The organism is Micromonospora vulcania (genome assembly GCF_042658605.1).
In the GTDB taxonomy this organism is placed as follows: domain Bacteria; phylum Actinomycetota; class Actinomycetes; order Mycobacteriales; family Micromonosporaceae; genus Micromonospora; species Micromonospora vulcania.
Window position 1 is genome coordinate 88,809 of sequence record NZ_JBHSQS010000017.1, and the last position, 18,775, is coordinate 107,583.

At 71.6% G+C, this 18,775-nt stretch carries 8 protein-coding genes; 4 read left to right on the forward strand and 4 right to left on the reverse strand.

Annotation, left to right across the window (positions count from 1 at the left end; genetic code table 11):
- Positions 1-3 precede the first annotated feature (3 nt).
- The 3 genes from ACFQGL_RS24415 to ACFQGL_RS24425 form a co-directional block, all read right to left on the reverse strand.
- Positions 4-7,533 (reverse strand): SpvB/TcaC N-terminal domain-containing protein, encoded by a 7,530-nt coding sequence (locus ACFQGL_RS24415; protein ID WP_377514729.1) that lies wholly within the window; start codon positions 7,531-7,533, stop codon positions 4-6.
- 129 nt (positions 7,534-7,662) lie between these two features.
- Positions 7,663-9,003 carry a M1 family metallopeptidase gene (locus ACFQGL_RS24420; protein ID WP_377514730.1) on the reverse strand — a complete coding sequence of 447 codons (1,341 nt, stop codon included), beginning with the start codon at positions 9,001-9,003 and terminating at the stop codon, positions 7,663-7,665.
- The gene (locus ACFQGL_RS24425; protein WP_377514731.1) at positions 9,000-12,914 is read right to left on the reverse strand and encodes a Pls/PosA family non-ribosomal peptide synthetase; all 3,915 of its coding nucleotides are present in this window, start codon (positions 12,912-12,914) and stop codon (positions 9,000-9,002) included. The genes ACFQGL_RS24420 and ACFQGL_RS24425 overlap by 4 nt, the downstream gene beginning before the upstream one ends.
- 261 nt (positions 12,915-13,175) lie before the next feature.
- Between ACFQGL_RS24425 and ACFQGL_RS24430 the strand changes: the two genes are divergently transcribed.
- Positions 13,176-15,212, forward strand: a complete 2,037-nt coding sequence (locus tag ACFQGL_RS24430; protein ID WP_377514732.1) for a hypothetical protein — start codon at positions 13,176-13,178, stop codon at positions 15,210-15,212.
- 72 nt (positions 15,213-15,284) lie between these two features.
- On the opposite strand, the gene ACFQGL_RS24435 is transcribed toward ACFQGL_RS24430, so the two are convergent.
- Positions 15,285-15,701 (reverse strand): hypothetical protein, encoded by a 417-nt coding sequence (locus tag ACFQGL_RS24435; RefSeq protein WP_377514733.1) that lies wholly within the window; start codon positions 15,699-15,701, stop codon positions 15,285-15,287.
- Positions 15,702-15,880: 179 nt separating this feature from the next.
- Here ACFQGL_RS24435 and ACFQGL_RS24440 point away from each other — a divergent pair, with 179 nt between their 5' ends.
- The 3 genes from ACFQGL_RS24440 to ACFQGL_RS24450 all read left to right on the forward strand — a co-directional run bounded on the left by ACFQGL_RS24440 (position 15,881) and on the right by ACFQGL_RS24450 (position 18,763).
- Positions 15,881-16,849 carry an NBR1-Ig-like domain-containing protein gene (locus ACFQGL_RS24440; protein WP_377514734.1) on the forward strand — a complete coding sequence of 323 codons (969 nt, stop codon included), beginning with the start codon at positions 15,881-15,883 and terminating at the stop codon, positions 16,847-16,849.
- A 223-nt stretch (positions 16,850-17,072) separates the two neighbouring features.
- Entirely contained in the window at positions 17,073-17,936 is an 864-nt protein-coding gene (locus tag ACFQGL_RS24445; protein WP_377514735.1) for a peptidoglycan-binding domain-containing protein, read from the forward strand.
- A gap of 53 nt (positions 17,937-17,989) precedes the next feature.
- Complete coding sequence (locus ACFQGL_RS24450; RefSeq protein ID WP_377514736.1) at positions 17,990-18,763, forward strand: peptidase inhibitor family I36 protein; 774 nt, start codon at positions 17,990-17,992, stop codon at positions 18,761-18,763.
- Positions 18,764-18,775: the final 12 nt, after the last annotated feature.

Sequence of the window (18,775 nt, forward strand, 5' to 3'; positions counted from 1 at the left end):
CCGTCATCGGAAGTAGTAGCGCGCGTAGCCCTTGTCGATCTGATTCGCGAACCACTCGATCTGGGTACGGGTGGCCGACGGGAACTGCAGCCGGAACTGCCGCCACCACTCGGTGATCTCACCGTGGTAGTTGGCCCGGGCCTTGCCCGCGCCGACGGCACGCCAGCCCTTGACCCCCCGGATGTTCGACGGAGCGTCGAAGTCGAAGTCCTTGAAATCGGGGCGGTTGCGGTATTCCTGCGGAATGCGGTGGTGCGCGTCGTACTCCGCCGGCAGCGGTTTCTTGCCCTGCTGGATGCGCCCCTGGTTGTAACGGCCGCGGTAGTCGCCCTTGTCCGGTCCCGCCGGCGCCGAACCGCCGCCGTACTTCTTCATCAGCAAGGTGGCCGCGGCGCCGCTCGCCACGGCTCGCGCCTCGATCGCGTTGACTCGCACCATCGCGATATCGCCGGCCAGCGCCAACTGCGGATTCTTGCCGAGGCCACCGAACTGCCATGGCGTCGCCTCGGCCAGAGCGATCTCGGTCGCCATGGCGAGGGCGGTCGCCATGTCGAGGGTGGACGCCAGCATCAGGGCCCAGGCGGCGCCCTGTGCGAACGCGGCCTCGTCCTTCGGATCGTGGTGGGCGCCGGTGATGTCCCAGGGCATCTTCAGCATGCCGCTGATCCCGGCCTGGTGCTGTAGCCAGCCGTACGCGGCGCCGGCGGCGAAGTAGCCACTGTGACCGCCCTCGTCCGGGACGCTGTCCGGCCAGTCCGACGGGGCCGAGGGCTCCGGATCCGGTTGGTCCGTCGGGGCCCGCTGGCTGGACACCTCCTTGCCGTTGACCACCATCACCATCTTGTCGCCGCGCACGACCAGCGCCACCGGAAGCGTCTTGTCCTGGTCGACGTTGCTCACCTTGCAGTCCGGGGCGAGCGAGGCCAGATGGTTGAGGGCGTCGTCGGTGCTGGTCAACTGCGGTCTGGAGGGGGTGTAGGTGCTGGTGTGCGCGTTGCTGTCGCCCTCGGTGCCGGTCAGGTCGGTGTCGCCGACCGGGCTGCCGGAGACGTACTGGTAGAGGTTGGGGCCATCGACCAGGCCGGCCGGGTCCGTACTGATCCAACGGCCCAGCCAGGGCGCGTAGTAGCGTGCGCCGTGATAGCCGAAGCCGCTCTCGTCGTCGCGTTCCTTGGTGGTGTAGCGGTAACGCTTGAGGCTGACCTCCGCGGCGGAGCGACCGATCTGGAACGCCGTCGTGCCGTACGGGTGGTACTCCTCGTAGTCGATCAGGTTGCCGGCCTCGTCCAGCTCGACGCTCGCCGAGCCGAGGTGGTTGCCGAACTGGAAGCGCAGCCGCGGTGGAGCGGCCGGCGTGGTGGCGGTCTCGACCAACGCGATGCGCCGCTTGTCGTCGCTCACCTGGAGCGTCTCGCGCTCGTGCGACACGGCACCGGCCGCGCCGTACTCCCGGTAGATCTCGTAGTCGCCCAGGTAGGACCGTTCGCTCTTGCGGTCGCCCCCGGAGGTGTCGGTCACCTTGCGGACCCGCTGGCCCGCCGAGTCGTAGACGTAGTAGGTGATCTCCGGCAGCCCGTCGTTGACCACCTGCTGGGCCACCGCGCACAGCCGGTCCCGGTAGTCCCACCGCATCAGCGGCAGGTGCGACATGCCGGTGATGTTGCCGTGGGCGTCGTGCGGGTACGCCGCCGAATAGGTGCCGTCGGGATCGCCGGGCCGGTTGGTGGCGAGCAGCCGGTTGCTGTCCGCCGCGTACCGGTGGCGTCGTTGCCAGCGCACCGGGCCGGGCTGGTCGACGTCGCCACCGTCATGGTGCGCGACCCGCTCGATGTTGCCCACCGCGTCGTACTCGTAGCGCTCGACGTAACCGCGTAACCCTTGCAGATCGTTCGGATGGATCCGGAGGCCGGCGAACGGATGGTCCCGCAGCCCGGCGCCGTCGGCGTCGGCCGCGAAGTCGGTCTGCCCCCGGTGCTCCCGGCCGCTTGCCGCGACCAGACGGTAGAGCGCGTCGTAGGCATAGTCGCCCGAGTTGCCGGCCTGGACCGTCGTGCCGAGCGCGGCGTCCTCGATGCGGGTGATGTTGCCGACGGCGTCGTACGTGTAGCGCAGATCCTGCACCACGGCCGGGCTGACGAAGAGCGCCGACGCGGTGGCGTCCGGACCACCCGGACGGGTCGTCCGCATCCGGGTCAGGCGCAGCGTCAGCGGGTCGTACTCGTAGCTGGTGGTCGCGCCGTTGCCGTAGTCGATCCGCTGCCGTCGGCCACGCGCGTCGTGCTCGACGTTCGTCACGAACGACGTGGCCACGCCGGACAGCTCCACGTCGACCCGGTCGAGCAGGCCCGCCACATCGAAGGTCGTCCGGCGGACGCTGCCGTCCGGGGTGGTCACCACCACCGGGCGGTTCAGTGCGTCGTAGCTGATCCGGGTGGTGCGGGCCGGCCCCGGCTCCAGCAGCGGCTCGGCGGCGGCGGCCACCTGGTCGGGATCGACCAGGCCGTGCAGGACCGACCAGTCCGGTACGCCCCGGTGGTCGGCGGCGAAGCGGCGGCTGCCGGCGAGCAGGTTGCCCTTGAAGTCGTACGCCTCGTTGACCGTGGTGCCGGCGCCGTCGAAGACCCGGTGCGGGCGTCCGCGTAGGTTCGCCGCCGGGTCGGGATGCGCCTCGCCGTACAGCCGCCACTCGACCAGCACCTCCGGCCCGGGCGGCTGGTCCGGGTCCCGGTCGGTGCCGGCGAGGGTCGTGTCGCCGGACGCCCGGACGAAGACGCCGACGGGTCGGTGCAGCGCGTCGTACGTCGAGCGCGACCGGAATCCGCGACTGTTCCAGGCGAACAGCGGCTTGCCGGCGGCGTCCGGCAGCAGCCACCGCCCGCCGCCGTCCATCCCGTGTTGGAAGAGTGATTCCCCGGCGAGGTCGTAGCCGGGAGCGCCACCGGTCGGAGCGAGGTTCTCCGGGTGGTCGAGGCGGTACGGGCCGGCGGCTGACGGCGGCGTCACGTACTGCATGACCCGGTTGCCGCGCGCGTCCTGCACCCAGAGCGGTTGCCCGTCGGCCGCCAGCCTGGTGAACGTGACGTGCTTGACGTCCCCGGTGGCGGTGCGGTTGTGGTCGACGGTCAGCACGGTCCGGCCGAGGCTGTCGAGCACGCTGTGTGGCGGGGTGTCGGCATGTCCGGCCGCCATCCGCGCGGCCCGGCGCTCGGGCCCGGCCGTGGACGTGCTCATCCGGGAGTACCAGGCGTTGTCCGGTTCGAGCACGGTGTCGTTCGGGTCGTACGCCGCGACCTGCCACGGTGAGAACTCGGCGCGACTCCAGGTCCCGTCCGGGTGGTCCGTGCGGACCAGTCGGCCGACCGCGTCGTAGAAGAGCACCGGCGTGACACCCGTCTCCGGCGGGTCCTCGAAGCGGTGGCCCACCGAGGCGGGGCTGAAGTACGGCTCGTACTGCTTGACCGGCTTGCCCTTGTTGTTGAGGACCGTCCGACCGTTCCCCACCCAGCGCAGCGGCCCGCCCGCCGTGGCCGGTTCGGCCTGGACCTTCTGGACCACGGTGCCGCCGGTGCCGCCGGAATACTCGAACGCGGTCTGCACCCCACCGCCGGGCAGATCCGCGTGCTGCTCCCGCGTGATCACGGCGGCGCAGGACGGATGCTCACCCCAGACGACCTCGCCGTCCCGAACGGTCTCGCCGAGGTGGTGGAGGTAGCGAGTGGTCGCCTCACCGAGCAACGCCACGGCACGCGCCGGGTCGTAGTCGTCGGTGCCGAAGAACGCGGCCAGTTCGGCCGCATCGAGGTCGTCGTCGGCCGGGCCGAGCCGTTCGCCCTCGCCCGCCTTGCCACTCATCGCCAGCGCCGCCGGACGGCCGAGCACATCGAAGCGGACCTGGGAACGGTTGCCGTTCACGTCCTCGATCTCGTCCGGCGCCAGCACCCGGAAGTCGAAGCCGACGACCTCCGTGCGGTTGCCCAGGGCGTCCGTGCTCGCCCGCAGGTACAGGTCGTGCGGGTCGTGCTCCAGCAGGGTGACGTTTCCGAACGGGTCGGTGTAGCGCTCCGGCAGCAGGAAGTGCTGTGCCGCGGTGGCCTGGAACCCGGCCGTGCCCGAGCAGCGCCAGTGACCCGATTCCGGCTCATGGCGGTAACCGCTGGTCGCCTCGTCGTCCAGCACCACGGTGACCTCGGCGGTGAGCCGGTCGTCGAACACCGCCGTCAGCAGGCCATCGGTCAGGGCCAGCGAATAGGTCTCGTACGGCAGCGCGCGGGCGGTCACCTCACCGAGGGGCAGTGCGGCGTCCAGCGTCTCGGTGAAGAACACCGACCGGTCGTGCCCGACCAGCCGCTTCTGCGCGGTCCTCCGGTCGGGCAGCACGTGTGAGGGAATCGTCGCGGCACTGGTCACGGCGAGCAGCACCTCGTCCGGGGTGAAGTAGTCGCCCGCCGGCCAGACCCCGGTCACCTCGTACGTCCGCGTCTCACAGGGCAACCGCAGCCGGTAGTCGTCCGGGTCGGCCACCACGTCGCCGGTGTAGCCCATCCGTGCGTAGGTCACGTGCATCTCGCCCTGGACGGCCGCGATGAGCGCCGCGGCCCCGTCGGGCAGGAGTGGATCGGGTGTCGTCGGGGTCGGCGGCCGCCGCGGGTAGCCGACCGTCACGGTCTGCCGGACATTGCCGAGCTCGTCGACCTCCAGGTTGAGGCGGTGGCTGATTCGGGGGTCCGGCTGGCTCGCCGGATCGCGCAGGTCCAGTTCGTGGTGGTAGGTCACCTCCTCGCCGTCGGTGACGTGGAAGACCGCGTGCCGGTTGGGGCCCCTCGGCTGCACCAGTTCGATCCGGCAGGAGTGCGAGGTCACCGAGAAGAGCCGGACCGGCTCGGATCGACCCCGTTGCAGGGCGACGGCATCGAGTTCGTACACCTCCTGGCGCAGCACCACGCCCTTGCAGGCCCGCAGCGCCTCGCGGCGCTCATCGGTGGTGACACCCAGGTCCCGCAGGTCCGGCTCGGGCAGCACCCGTTCGCTGAACGGCCCGGGGAAACGGCGGTATTCGCTGGTCAGCTGGTGCAGGGCCCGCTCGCCGGCCGGCGCACCGGTGTGGAACCAGGTGATGGTCTTGACCGGAGGCTGGTAGAGACGGTGGTCGGCGGTCACGTACGGACTGGCCGGGTTCGCCGCGGCGAACGTGCCGTAATCCTCGACGTCGACCTGCTCGACCCGGCCGAACCCGCGGAACTCGCGCTCCGGCCCGTCGAAGTAGCCGTGGTGATAGCTGTAGGTGCTGGTGAAGCTCGTCCCGAGCCAGCGGTCGCGAACCGTGGCCCGGGAGACGACGTGTACCGGGAAGGGCAGTCGCGTGACCCAGGGTGTGCCGGCCGCCCGGTCCCGCAGGTAGTACCGGGTCGACGGCGCGTACTCGATCTCGGTTTCGGTGCCCAGGTTGTTACGCGCGCGGACCAGCAGATGCGGTTTCTGGCCGCCCATCAGGTCGAGGTAACGCACGGGTCGTCCGGCGTCGGCCGGCAGGGGAGACGACCACACCAGGCAGGCGGTGCCGTTGCCGAACAGGTCCAGCGCGTGCACCCCGGCCGGTGCGCCGACCGACGGACCGGCCGGCAGCGGCACCGCCTCGGTCCAGCCGTTGCCGGCCCGGTTCAGGTAGACCCGGATCCCGTCGGCGTGCAGATAGATGATGTCGGTCCGGCCCGAGCCGTCGACGTCGGCGAGGAGCACCCGGTGCGGATCGAAGCGGTCCTGTCGGTCGAACCGCGGCGCCCCGTCCATGGTCACCTTCGGACCGAAGCGGCCGTGGCCCAGGTTCGGCCAGTAGCAGACCTCGCCGTTGCCGATCCGGACCAAATCGCTCAGCCCGTCGCCACTCATGTCGGCCAGGGCCAGGTCCGGGCCGCGATCCACGTCTCGTACGGCCGGGATCCGTTGGCGCGGCCCGAAACCGTTCTCGCCGAGGGACTGGTGCCAGCTCATCGCCTCCGGCTCGGCGACCAGCAGGTCGGCGAGCCCGTCGCCGTCGAGGTCGGCGAGCCGCACCTCCGGATCCCCGAAGTCCACGCCCGGCAGGGACCGGAAGGCGGTGAAGGCGCCCCAGCCGTCGCCGTCGCGCTCCTGGAAGCCCGGAACCGGCCCGGTGAACCGTACGACGTCCGGACGGCCGTCCCCGGCCAGGTCGAGGAACTGCGCGCCGTCGGCCAACGCCAGCGCCGGGCGGGACGCGACGACCTCGAGCGGCCCCAGACCGGCCTCGCTGCGGTTGCGCTTGTAGAACCAGGTCCCGCCCTGCTCGGTGAGCACGCCCGGCAGCCCGTCCCCGTCCAGGTCGATCCAGCGGTACTGCGCGCCGTCGAGCCCGACCGGCAGGTTGTCCAGGCTGTCGCCGGCCAGTTCACGCCACTCTCCCTGGACCTGCGCCTCGGTGTAGCCGAACTCCACCGGTGGCAGCGACCGGGTCCGATAGCCGTCGGCGTGGCGCTGATGGCCGCGCTGGGTCACGATGGTGAGCTTGGTGAGCAGGTCGTGCGAGTAGTCGAAGTCGGTCGAGCGGACCAGGCAGCCCGCGCCGACCTCGGGTACGTCGGGGAAGTGGTGCAGCATCAGCACCCGTTGACACAGTCGGTGGTTGCGTACCTCGAAACCGGCGCGGTACACCGAGAACGGGTCCTTGCGTGCCGGCCAGACCCCGTCCTCGTCGCCGTAGTCGAAGACCAGCTCGAAGAACCACTCGTCGTCGCCGGGTAGGGCCGGCCAGGCCGCCTCCGGACCGAGTACGGGCAGGTACGGCCGGTGGTTGCCGTAGCGGACCCGCTTCAGGTACCGGTTCGCTCCGCGCGTGCGGTTCCGTTCGGACGCCAGTGTGGTGTCGACCCGCTCGTCGTTCTCCGCCCGGTATCCGTACGCGATCAGGTCACCCTTGTCGTCGTGGGTCTCGCTGATCAGCCAGCTGAAGATCCGACGTGGGTCGGCCGGGTCGGCGATACGCGACTCCGCGGTCCGGCCGTACCAGGTGGTCACGTCGTCGCGGGAGATCGACCGCCAGAAGACGTCCGCCGCATCGTCCACATTGGTCCACCGCTCGATGCGGGCGAACAGCCCCTCCACCCGGGGGCGGTAACGCCGTACCGCGTAGGTCGCCGCACCGACCCTCCGGTCTGACAGCCGCTCGGGCACCCACGAATGGTCGTCAGCCTCTTTCAGCACCGGTGTGAGGTCCTCGGCGCCGGACAGCAGATAGACGTCGGTCTCGTCGTACCGCGGAATGCCGGTGTCGGTCCTGCGGGTGATCGCGGGCAGCCCGAGGCTCCAGCCGAGACCGAACGGGCCGTCGCCGGCACCCGAGTCGTAGCCCAGCGCCAACTGCGGGCCGAAGCCGTTGCGGCCGGGGCTGGACGCGATCGGAACGGTCATCGAACCGGCCCCGGTCGCCGGATCGGCGGCGAACTTCTCGCCGATCCCCCGCGCCGCGCCGCCGCCCTTGGGCAGGGTGACGGCGGGTGGCGTGACGTCCGGACCCGGCATGCGCACCCCTTTGATCGCCCTGGGCGTGACGCTAGGCGCTCGGGTGGCCAGCCGTGTTCCCACGGCCGGGTGGGACTTGAGTCCGATTACCGACTTGGTGGATCTAGGGAGGATCCCTGGCGGCCTGGGTTAGCGGGGTAACGGGGGCAGCGCCGGGCTGTCCAGCCAGGCGGCGAACAGGCCGTCCAGGGGCTCACGGGCGAAGCGCTGGGCGTGCGACCGGAACTGCTCGGTGGTCACGGTCGCGTGCCGGTGCTCGGCAACCCACGTCCGCAGGAGCGCGAAGAACGACTCGTCGCCGACCCGCTTGCGCACGGCGTGCACGGTGAGCGCGCCACGCTTGTAGACCAGGGGGTCGAACATCCGGTCGACGCCGGGATCCGCGACGATGACATCCCGGGGTCGGTCCGCGACCCACGCGTACCACTGCGCGGCCAGGGCGTCCGTCGGCAGAGCGCCACCGACGCCGGACCACAACCATTCGGCGTACGTGGCGAAGCCCTCGTTGAGCCAGATGTGCCGCCAGTCCGCCACCGTGAGGCTGTTGCCGAACCACTGGTGGGCCAGCTCGTGCACGACGAGCCGCTCATGCGTGCGCCGCCCGTCGACGTGGTTGCGCCCGAAGACGGCCATGCCCTGCGCCTCGACGGGATCGTCGAGTTCGTCGTCGGCGACCACGACGACGTACTCCCGGAACGGGTACGGCCCGAAGAGCCGTTGCAGCGCCATCATGATCTCGCCGTGCCGGCCGAAGTCGTGGGCGACCTCCCGGCGCAGTGCGGGCGGGATCGCGGCACGCTGCACCACTCCGCCGGCAGCCAGGTCGACCAGCTCGTAGCGGCCGATCTGGACGCTCATCAGGTACGGCGAGGTGGGCTCGGGCCGCTCGTACACCCAGGTCGTGCTGCCCGCGCCGCGCCGCCGGGACACCGGATCACCGGTCACCAGGACGGTGTACGGGGAGGGGACCGTGACCGCCACCCGGAAGGTCGCCTTGGCGCCGGGCTGGTCGTCGCACGGGAACCAGGACGGTGATCCGTTCGGCTGGCTGGCCACGAGCGCCCCGTCGGTGAGCTCTTCCCACCCGAGGTCGCCCCAGCGACCGGAGATGGGCACCGGCTTGCCCGCGTACCGGATGTCCACCCGGAAGCTCTCCCCGGCGCCGATCGGCCGCTCGGGCTTGATCTGCAGCTTGTCCGGCCGGTGGGCGTACTTCGCCGGGCGTCCGTTCACCCGGACGTCCTGGACGCGGAGCCGGCCGAGATCGAGCGTGAACCGCGACAACGGCTGTACGGCCACCGCGGTGATGTCCGCCCGGCCGGCGAGCCGGTTCGACACGACCCGGTAGTCGAGGTCGAGGTCGTAGTGCACCACCCGGTATCCGCCGTTGCCGTGCTCGGGGAGGTACGAGTCGCCAGAGCGGTCGGCACCGGGCGTGGCGCCGCGTGCCGCCGACGCCTTCGGAGTCATGCCGGCCGCTCGGCCGGAGCCGGCCAGGTCGCGATCGGGTTGCCCAGCCACCGGCTGTCCGAGGGCACCGCGTCGCCCCGGGTCACCAGCGAACCGGGCCCGACAGTGGTGCGCGCGCCGATGCTCGCGCCGGGCAGGACGATGCCGTGCGGGCCCAGTGCGGCTCCCGCTCCCAGTGTCACCTCAGCCATGCTCATCACGCGATCATGGAACAGGTGGGTCTGCACCACACAACCGCGGTTCACCGTGGCACCGTCGCCCAGCCGCACCAGGTCGTACTCGGGCAGCCAGTAGGTCTCCAGCCAGACGCCCCGGCCGATCTTCGCACCGAGCGTACGCAGCCACGCCGTGAGCAGCGGCGTGCCGGTCGCGAAGCGGACCAGCCACGGCGCGGCGAGGACCTCGACGAACGTGTCGGCGAGCTCGTTGCGCCACACGAAGGAGGTCCACAGCGCACGCTCGGCGACCCGGAACCGCCCGACCAGCAGCCACTTCGCCACCGTCGCGAGGGCGGCGGCGACGATCGCCGCACCCAGCAGCACCGGCCCGGCGGCGAGCGCGGCGGCCCACCACCCGGCGGTCCGCCAGGCGAACGCGAGCACGGCCAGGACGCCGACCGCCAACGAGGCGGCACACATCACCGGGACGATCCGGCACAGCTCGATCGCGGCCCGGGCCAGCTTCAGCCGGACCGGCGGGTCGAAGGTGCGGCTGGTATCGGCCTCCTCCACGGTACGACGCAGAGGCATCGGCGGAGCGCCGAGCCACGACGAGCCCTTCTTCGCCTTGAACGGCGCCGACGACAGCACGCCGACCAGCCCCCGCTTGGGCACCGAGTGGCCGGGTGCCGCCATCCCGGAGTTGCCGAGGAACGCCTGCTTGCCGATGCGGGCCGGGGCGACGTGCATCCACCCGTGGCTCAGCTCGTAGGTGGCGACCATGGTGTCGTCGGCCAGGAAGGCCCCGTCGGCGACCGTGGTCATCGCCGGTAGCGCGAGCACCGTGGACGCCTCCACTCCGCGCCCCACGGCGGCGCCGAGCAGCCGCAGCCACACCGGCGTGAAGAGGCTGGCGTAGAGCGGGAACAGCCCGACCCGGGCCATCCCCATCAGCCGCTCGGTCGTCCACACCTGCCACGCCACCCGCCCCTGCACGGGGTGGTACCCGGCGCGCAGGCCGATGCTGAGCGCACGGACGGCCCCGAGCACCAGCAGCGCGTAGCCCACGACGTAGGCGACGGTCGCCACCGCGACGGTGGCCAGCACCGCGCCGACGGTCGCTCGGACGGCCAGCGTCCAGCCGAGCAGGGCGAGCGCAGGCACGGCGGCGACGACCGGTACCAGCCCCAGCAACTGGGCGGTCAGCCCGTACGCCATCGGCCAGAGGCGTGCCCCCGTCCGCGACCGCGGGGGTCGCTGCCCGGGCCACCCGGCCGATTCCTTGGCAGCGGGCGCGGCCGGCGAGCCGGCCCAGAGCTGGTTCGACGGTACGGCGCCGGTCACCGTCGAGCCGGCGGCGATGCGTGCGCCCTTGCCGACCCGAGCGCCGGGCATCAGGGTGCTACGGGACCCGACCCGGGCGCCCGCACCGACGCGTACCTTGCCGATGCGGACGACATCGCCGTCGACCCAGTGGCCGGACAGATCGACCTCCGGCTCGATGGCCGCGCCGCGACCGAGCTTCAGCAGGCCGGTGACCGGCGGCGCGGAGTGCAGGTCGACGTCGGCGCCGATCTGCGCGCCGAGCGCCCGGGCGTAGGTGAGCATCCAGGAGGCGCCGGCGACGCTGGTGGCGCCGGTCAGCTCGGCGAGCCGTTCGGCGGCCCACAGCCGCAGGTGGACGCTGCCCCCGCGCGGGTAGCTGCCCGGGCGTACCCCGCGCAGCAGCAGTCGCGCTCCGGCGGCGGCCAGGGCGATCCGGCCGAGCGGGCTGAACAGCACCGCCCAGCCCAGCGCCACCCACCACCAGGACACGGCCGGCGCCCAGGGTGCCGGAGCGAGCAGGGCGACGACGTTGCCGAGGGCGGCCAGGACGGTCAGCCAGCGCAGCCCGACCAGCGCGAGCATCGGCACCATCAGCACGGCCTGGACCAGCCCGGCGCGGCGCGGCGTCGGCCGGACCTCCCGGCGCGTCGCCGTCGTGGTGTCGAGCGCGTCGAGCACCGCCGCCAGCCGCGAGAGCCTCGGGTGCAGGTAGATGTCCGCCACCGAGACCTGCGGATGCCGACGCCGGATCCAGGCCACCAGCTGCGCCGCGTTGAGGCTGCCGCCGCCGTGGTTGAAGAAGTCCGCGTCCGCCTCGGTGGGGCGTACGCCCAGGATCTCCTCCCAGCCGCCAGCGAGCCAGTCCTCGGTCGCGGTCAGCTCGTCCGCAGCGTCCTGCGTGCTGGCGAGCGGCCAGGGCAGCGCGGCGCGATCCACCTTGCCGGACGTCCGGGTCGGCAGCGCATCCACCACGGCCAGCAGCGGCACGAGCGCGGCCGGCAGCTGCGCACGGATCCGCAGCGCCGCCGCCGCGGCGTCGAACGTGACGTCGTCGTGCGGGACCACGTACCCCACCAGCAGCTCGTTGCCCGCGGCGGTGCGCTGCACCGCTGCGGCCGCACCCCCGACTCCCGGCAGTGCCTGCAGCGCGGCGTCGATCTCACCCAACTCGATCCGGCGTCCACCGAGCTTGACCTGCTCATCGCCGCGGCCGAGAAACAGAAGGCCTTCGGGCTCGGCCCGGACGATGTCGCCGCTGCGGTACGCCCGCTGCCAACCGAGCGCGGGCAGTGACGCGAACTTCTCGGCGTCCTTGCCCGGGTCCAGGTAGCGGGCAAGTCCCACCCCGCCGATCACCAGCTCGCCGGTCTCGCCCATCGCGACCGGCTCGCCGGCCGGGTCGACCACCGCGAGCTCCCAGCCGGCCAGCGGCAGCCCGATGCGTACCGGCCCCTCGCCGGTCATCAACGCGGCGCAGGCAACCACGGTCGCCTCGGTCGGCCCGTAGGTGTTCCAGACCTCGCGGCCCTCGACGGCCAGGCGTTGCACGAGCTCCGGCGGACAGGCCTCCCCACCGAAGATCAGTAGCCGGACCTCCTCCAGCGCCTCGACCGGCCACAACGCGGCGAGCGTCGGCACCGTCGACACCACCGAGATGCGCTGCTCGGCCAGCCACGGGCCGAGGTCGACGCCGCTGCGCACGAGTGACCGCGCGGCCGGTACGAGGCAGGCGCCGTGCCGCCACGCCAGCCACATCTCCTCACACGACGCGTCGAACGCCACCGACAACCCGGCCAGGACCCGGTCCTGCGGGCCGATCGCCGCACTGGCCTCACCCGCGAGGAACAACCGCGCCTCGGCATCGACGAAGGCCGCCGCCGCGCCGTGGCTGACCGCGACGCCCTTCGGGGTGCCCGTCGAGCCGGAGGTGAAGATGATCCAGGCGTCGTCGTCCGGGCCGGGCCGGGCGGCGCGGCCCACGGGGGTACGGCGGAGCGCGACCGCCCGCCCGTCACCGAGCACCGCGGCGACGCCCGCCTCGGCGAACACGAGTTCGGCGCGTTCCTCGGGATCGTCCGCGTCGACCGGAACGTAGGCCGCACCCGCCGCGAGCACTCCGAGGATCGCCAGGTACAGCTCGGCCGTACCGGAGGAGATCCGGACGCCCACCCGGTCGCCGACGCCGATGCCGTGCCCGGTGAGCGACGTCCGGACGGCCTCGACCTCGTCGGCCAGTTCGCGGTACGTCAGCGCGGTGCCACCGTTGTCGAGAGCGCGGGCGTCGGGGTGCGCGCGCACGGTCTCGTCCAGGATGTCGACCAGCGTGCGGCGGGCCGGAGCCGAGCAGGAGCGGAACACCGCGGGGGCCACCGACGCGGTGGCCCTCGGCGCATGCGTGACCGGTCGCGAATCAGTCGTCACGGTCACCGGGAGTTCACCATCGTCACCTCGGGGTCGGCGTCAACCAGGCGTGCGGCATGCGGACCCGCCCTGGGCAGCCCTCAACGCTACGTCGCACCTTGCGAAAGTGGCCGCGAAGCAGCGTTTTCGTGTCCACCACCACAGCGGTCCGGCCGGGTGGCTGGAGACGGCGGTCTTGCTGAGACTCATTCACGAGCGTAGGAAGAACACCACCTCCACCCATCGTCGTCGGCCTCTGCGTCGACCCACCGTCCAGCGTCGAAGGAGATGTCCGTGACCACACCCGTACGGCTCCGTCTGGCCGTGTCCGTGCTGGTGACTGCGGGCGCGGTCCTGCTCGGGGCGGCCGCCGTCGCGGCGCCGCCGACGACTCCCGCGCCGCCGGGGGAGCGGGCCTGCGACCCGATCGACCCGACGGCGTGCCTGCTGCCGTTCCCGAACGACTTCTTCACCGTGCCGGACCGGACCAGCCCCACCGGCAAGCGGGTGCGGTTCGCGGCCTCCGCGATGCCCGCCAACGTGCAGGGGACGCCGATCGACCCGACCGAGTGGAACCGGCAGGACGGGTTCAGCCCCGGTTCGCCGATCCTGGTGCGGGTTCCCGGCCTCGACGCCACGGCGACCGGGATCGCGCCGGTCACCGACATCGGCCGCTCGCTGGCGCCGGACGCGCCGATCGTGCTGCTCAACGCCCGGACCGGCAGGCGCACGCCGTACTGGGCCGAGTTGGACGCGCACGCCGCCGGCCAGACCGACCGGCAACTGCTGATCATCCGGCCGGCGGTGGCGTTGACCGAGGGGACCCGGTACGTCGTCGGCCTGCGCGGCTTGCGTACCGGCAGCGGGGCGTTGATCCCGGCGCCGAAGACGTTCTCGGCGTACGTGAGCGGTGCCGGCCTCGGTCACCGGGACGGTCGGGTCCCGCAGATGAGGCGGATTCTCGCCGACCTGACCAGGATCGGCGTCAAGCGGCAGAGCCTCTATCTCGCCTGGGACTTCACGGTGGCCAGCCGGCAGGGTCTGACCGGGCGGATGCTGGCGGTCCGGGACGGCGCGTTCGCCGCGCTCGGTCGGGCCGCGCCGTCGTTCACCGTCACACAGGTGACCGACTACCTGCCCGAGCAGGACCCGCTGATCGCCCGGCAGGTCACCGGCACGATCGGCGTACCGTCCTATCTCACCGGTGACGGCGGCCCGGGCTCCCGGCTGCACTACGGGCCGACCGGCGGCTCGACACCACCGACGCCGAACGCCCTGCCCACGCCGTCCGGCGCGACGCTGGCGGCGGACTTCGTCTGCAACATCCCGCGCAGCGCCTCGGCCGCGAAGCCGGCGCACCTCTCGCTCTACGGCCACGGCTTGCTCGGCAGACCCACCGAGATCAACGCCGGCAACGTCAGGACGATGTCGAACACCCACAACTTCACCTTCTGCGCGACCAGCTGGATCGGCATGGCCGCCGCCGACGTCCCCTACGTGGCGGGCGCCTTCGCCGACCTCAGCGCCTTCCCCGCCGTGGCGGACCGGTTGCAGCAGAGCTTTCTGAACTTCCTCTTCCTGGGCCGCGCGATGATCCACCCGGGTGGGTTCGCCGCCCACCCGGCGTTCCGGGACGCCACCGCCCGGCCGCTGATCAACCGGGTTGGCGGGCTGCACTACGACGGCAACAGCCAGGGTGGCATCAACGGCGGCGCGCTCACCGCCATCGCCCAGGACTGGACCCGGTCGGTGCTCGGCGTACCGGCGATGAACTACTCCACGCTGCTGCAACGCAGCGTGGACTTCGCGCCGTTCCAGACGATCATGGACGGCTACTACCCGGACAAGGTCGACCAGCAGCTGATCCTCGCGCTACTGCAGATGTTGTGGGACCGGTCCGAGGCCAACGGGTACGCCCAACACCTGACCGACCGGCCGTTGCCGGGCACCCCGGCACACCAGGTGCTGATGCACGTCGCCTTCGGCGACCACCAGGTCTCGCCCGCCGCGGCGGAGGTCCAGGCGCGCACCATCGGCGCCCGCCTGCACACCCCCGCGCTCGCCGACGGCTGGTCGTTGGACGTGCGGCCGTACTGGGGGATCGCGCCGATCCGCAGCTACCCGTACACCGGCTCGGCGCTGGTGATCTGGAACAGCGGCGCGGCGTACGCGCCACCGCCGACCAACCTCGCCCCGGCCGGGCCGGAGTATGGCGACGACCCGCACGAGTTCCCGCGCGCCCAGGCCCCAGCTCAGAAGCAGAAGGCGGCGTTCCTGCTCACCGGCAGGGTCATCGACGTCTGCGCACGGAGGCCCTGCCCGTGACGCGGTGACCGGTCGCGCCGTACGGCCCGCCGGGATCGCCATCCCGGCGGGCCGTACGTCGAGTTCACCGGGTCAGCAGCGGACCTCGGTCTCCTTCTGCGCCACGTCCGAGATCCCGCCGAGGGCCCGGGTGCACACCGACAGCGTGTTGGCACCGAGTGACCAGACGTCCGGGCCGCTCGAACACTGCAGGTCGCGCAGCGTGCTGCCGGTCACGATCGAGGTGCAGACCTGGTACGAGCCGTGGGTCGCCCGGTACTGCTGCCACACGTACGTGTACGCGTAGTTCTTGCCGCACCCCTTGTACTGCTTCACCGACGCGGCGGTCTGCCCGCCGACGGTGACGTACGCCGTCGCGCCGATCTGCACCGAACCCGCGCAGCGCGGATTGGTCTCGGCGTGGGCGGGTCCGGCGAACGCCAGCACCGCGGGCATGGCCAGCCCGGCGGCCGCGAGGATGCGCACGCCACGTCGGGAAAGGCTCTTCATCGATGATCTCCTTCAATGCACCGGAGTCGTCGCGCCCCGGTGTCGTCGTCGACCACATTGATGACCGCCGAGGCCCGTTCGGTACCCTCTTACACGCTCTGACAACGCCTGACGACGGCGTCTGACATGGGGGACAGATGGAAGACCAGCGTGCTGCCGCCGGGTCGATTCCGGACCGCATGGCAGCCGAAAGGTTCGCCGAACAGTTGCGGGCGCTGCGGACATCCGTGGGCGACCCGTCATTCCGGAAGATGGCTGGGCGGTCGGGCCGGATCTCACACACGACACTGCACGAGGCTGCCGCCGGCACCAGGTTTCCCTCGTGGGAGACCACGCGCGAGTTCGTCCGGGCCTGCGAGGCCGACGAGGTCCAGTGGCGGCGTCGATGGGAGGACGCCCAGCGTGCGGTGACGGTGCACGCCATCGCCTCAGACCTTTCGGTCGGATCCGATGGGCCGGACACTGTGGACGGTGTGACGGGTGAGGTGGTGGCCGCCGAGACGCCCGACGCCGGAGGCGCCCCGGCGACCGGCGTGCCCGCCATCGCCGCGTCCTCGAACCTCGCACCCGAGGACCAGCGCGTGCTGCGGATCGCGGAGCACCCGCAGGCAGCGGAGGACGAGGTCGCCGGTGCCCGTCGGCGCCGGATGCCGTGGCTCGCCGCTGCCGGGGTGATCGTGGTGGTGGCGGTGGCCACCGCGCTGGGTGTCACCGTCCGCGACCGGTCGACCGCGGGCGGCTCCGGCACCGCGACGGCGTCGCCGTCATCGGCGGCGTTCTCGGACTCGTTGATCCCCGGGGATTCGAGCAAGTTCATCGCCGACGAGACCATCCCCGACGGTACGCAGGTGAAGGTCAACTCCCAGTTCGTGAAGGTGTGGTCGCTCCAGAACGTGGGGAAGGTCGTCTGGCACAACCGCTTCCTGGCGCGGACGAACCCCACCGCCGACGCCGACGGTTGCCAGGTGCCGGACCGGGTGGCGATCGGCGACACGCCACCGGGCGAGAAGGTGATGATCAGTGTTCCGGTCACCGCGCCTAAGCGCCCCGGGAAGTGCTGGGTCAGCTGGAAGATGGTCGACGAGAACGGGCAGGAATACTTTCCCACCCGCCGGCCGGTGTACTTCATGGTCACCGTCATCGCCTGAGCGCGTCTGGTGGCAGCGCGGGTCAGGCCCGCCGATCCGGTGTCAGGGTGCGGTCGGTCGATGTCAGTCCCGGGTTCCGGTCAAGCTGACAACACCGCATCCATCGAGGTCGGTGAGCACCTGACGGATCTGACACGACAGCGGGGGTACCGAACAGCACGCTCCTTCTCGCAGGGTGATGTCCGTTCCCAACGTGACTCACCACCTACGAGGAGGATCGACCATGCGCCGTCCCTGGTTCGCCGTCGGGCTCGCCGCGCTCTGCGTGGCCGTCGGCGTTCCGGCCCATGCGTGGGCCGCGACATCCGGCGCCACAGCACAGCGGGTCGTCACCACGGCCGCGCGGCCGGTCGTGGACATGGAGGCCACCGTCCTGGCCGCCCAGATCGACCCCCGCCGTGCCGACAACACGCTGACCCCGGGCGCGAAGAGTTCCGTGCTCGCCGTGGAGCAGGCGCTCCAGGCCAAGAACCTGCTGGACGCGCAGTGGGTCGACGGCTACTTCGGCACCGTGACCATCTCGGCGTACGCGGCCTACCAGCGCTCGCTGGGCTACACCGGCCTGGCCGCGAACGGGCTGCCCGGCACGACCTCGCTGACGAAGCTCGGGCAGAACCGGTACACCGTCGCCAACACCATCGGCCCGGGCGCGAAGGTCCAGCGTGACGGGTACGTCGTCGATGCCCGTACCCAGGCGATGCTGGCCGAGGCCCAGCGTCTGCTCGGTTACACGCTGGTGCTTGAGCAGGGCTCGTACAACCCCGGCGGCGACCCGACCTCGGCCGGTACGCACGACGGCGGGGGTGTGGTGGACATCGCGGTCACCGGCTTGACCGCGGCCAAGCGCACCGCCACCGTCCGGGTTCTGCGCCAGGTCGGTTTCGCCGCCTGGGTGCGTGACCCGAGTCAGGGTGACTGGCCGTGGCACATCCACGCCGCGGCGATCAGCGACACGGATCTGTCCAGCCAGGCGCAGCACCAGACCGGTGACTACTACCTGGGCCTCAACGGTCTGGCCAACGGTGGCCCGGACGACGGTCCCCGGATCCCGGTCAAGACCTGGGAGCAGTACCAGCGCGGGCGGTGACCCGCACCCGCACCGACCCACCAACCATCCCTCACGGTCCACGAAAGGACACCATGAACATCCGCAGGAACCTCGCCGTCGTCGGCACCGCACTCGCCATGACCACCTCGATCCTGACCGTCGCCTCACCGGCGATGGCGGCAGCCCGGGACGGGGTCTGCGACAGCGGCGAGTTCTGCTACTACTACAACAGCAACCAGGCGGGCTCGATCTCGGACTTCACCTCGTCGCTCGGCGACTACGGCACGACCCAGCCGTCCTGCTACGACTTCAAGGGCGCGGGCGCGGGTAAGGGCGTGTGCATCAAGAACAACGCCGCGTCGGTGTGGAACCGCACCAGCAAGACCGTGAAGGTCTACTTCAACAGCGACTTCGGCGGAGCGAGCCAGTCGTTCGCGGCCGGGGCGAAGGGCAACCTCAACGCCACGCTGAAGAACAACAACGCCTCGCACGAGATCGGCGGCACCACCTACCCGGCTGACCCGCGCGCCTCCGAGGCCGTCGCGTTCGCGAAGGCACGGCTCGGGCACACCGACTGGAACAACGAGTGCGAGCTGTTCGTCGAGCGGGCGTTCGGCACCAGCGGCCGGTTCCTCACGGCGCGCGCGCACTACGAGTGGCAGCGGGACAGCGGGCGCATCCACACCGGCTCGGTGCCGCCGGCCGGCACGGCGGTGTTCTTCACGTCCACCACGTCGGCCGGGCACGTCATGCTCTCGATCGGCGGCAACAGCGCCATCAGCACCGGGCCGACCGTCTACCAGACCAACACGTTCCGGGACCGGTCCGACTACCTGGGCTGGGCGTACGTCCCGAGCAGCTGGTGACCCGGCATGCGC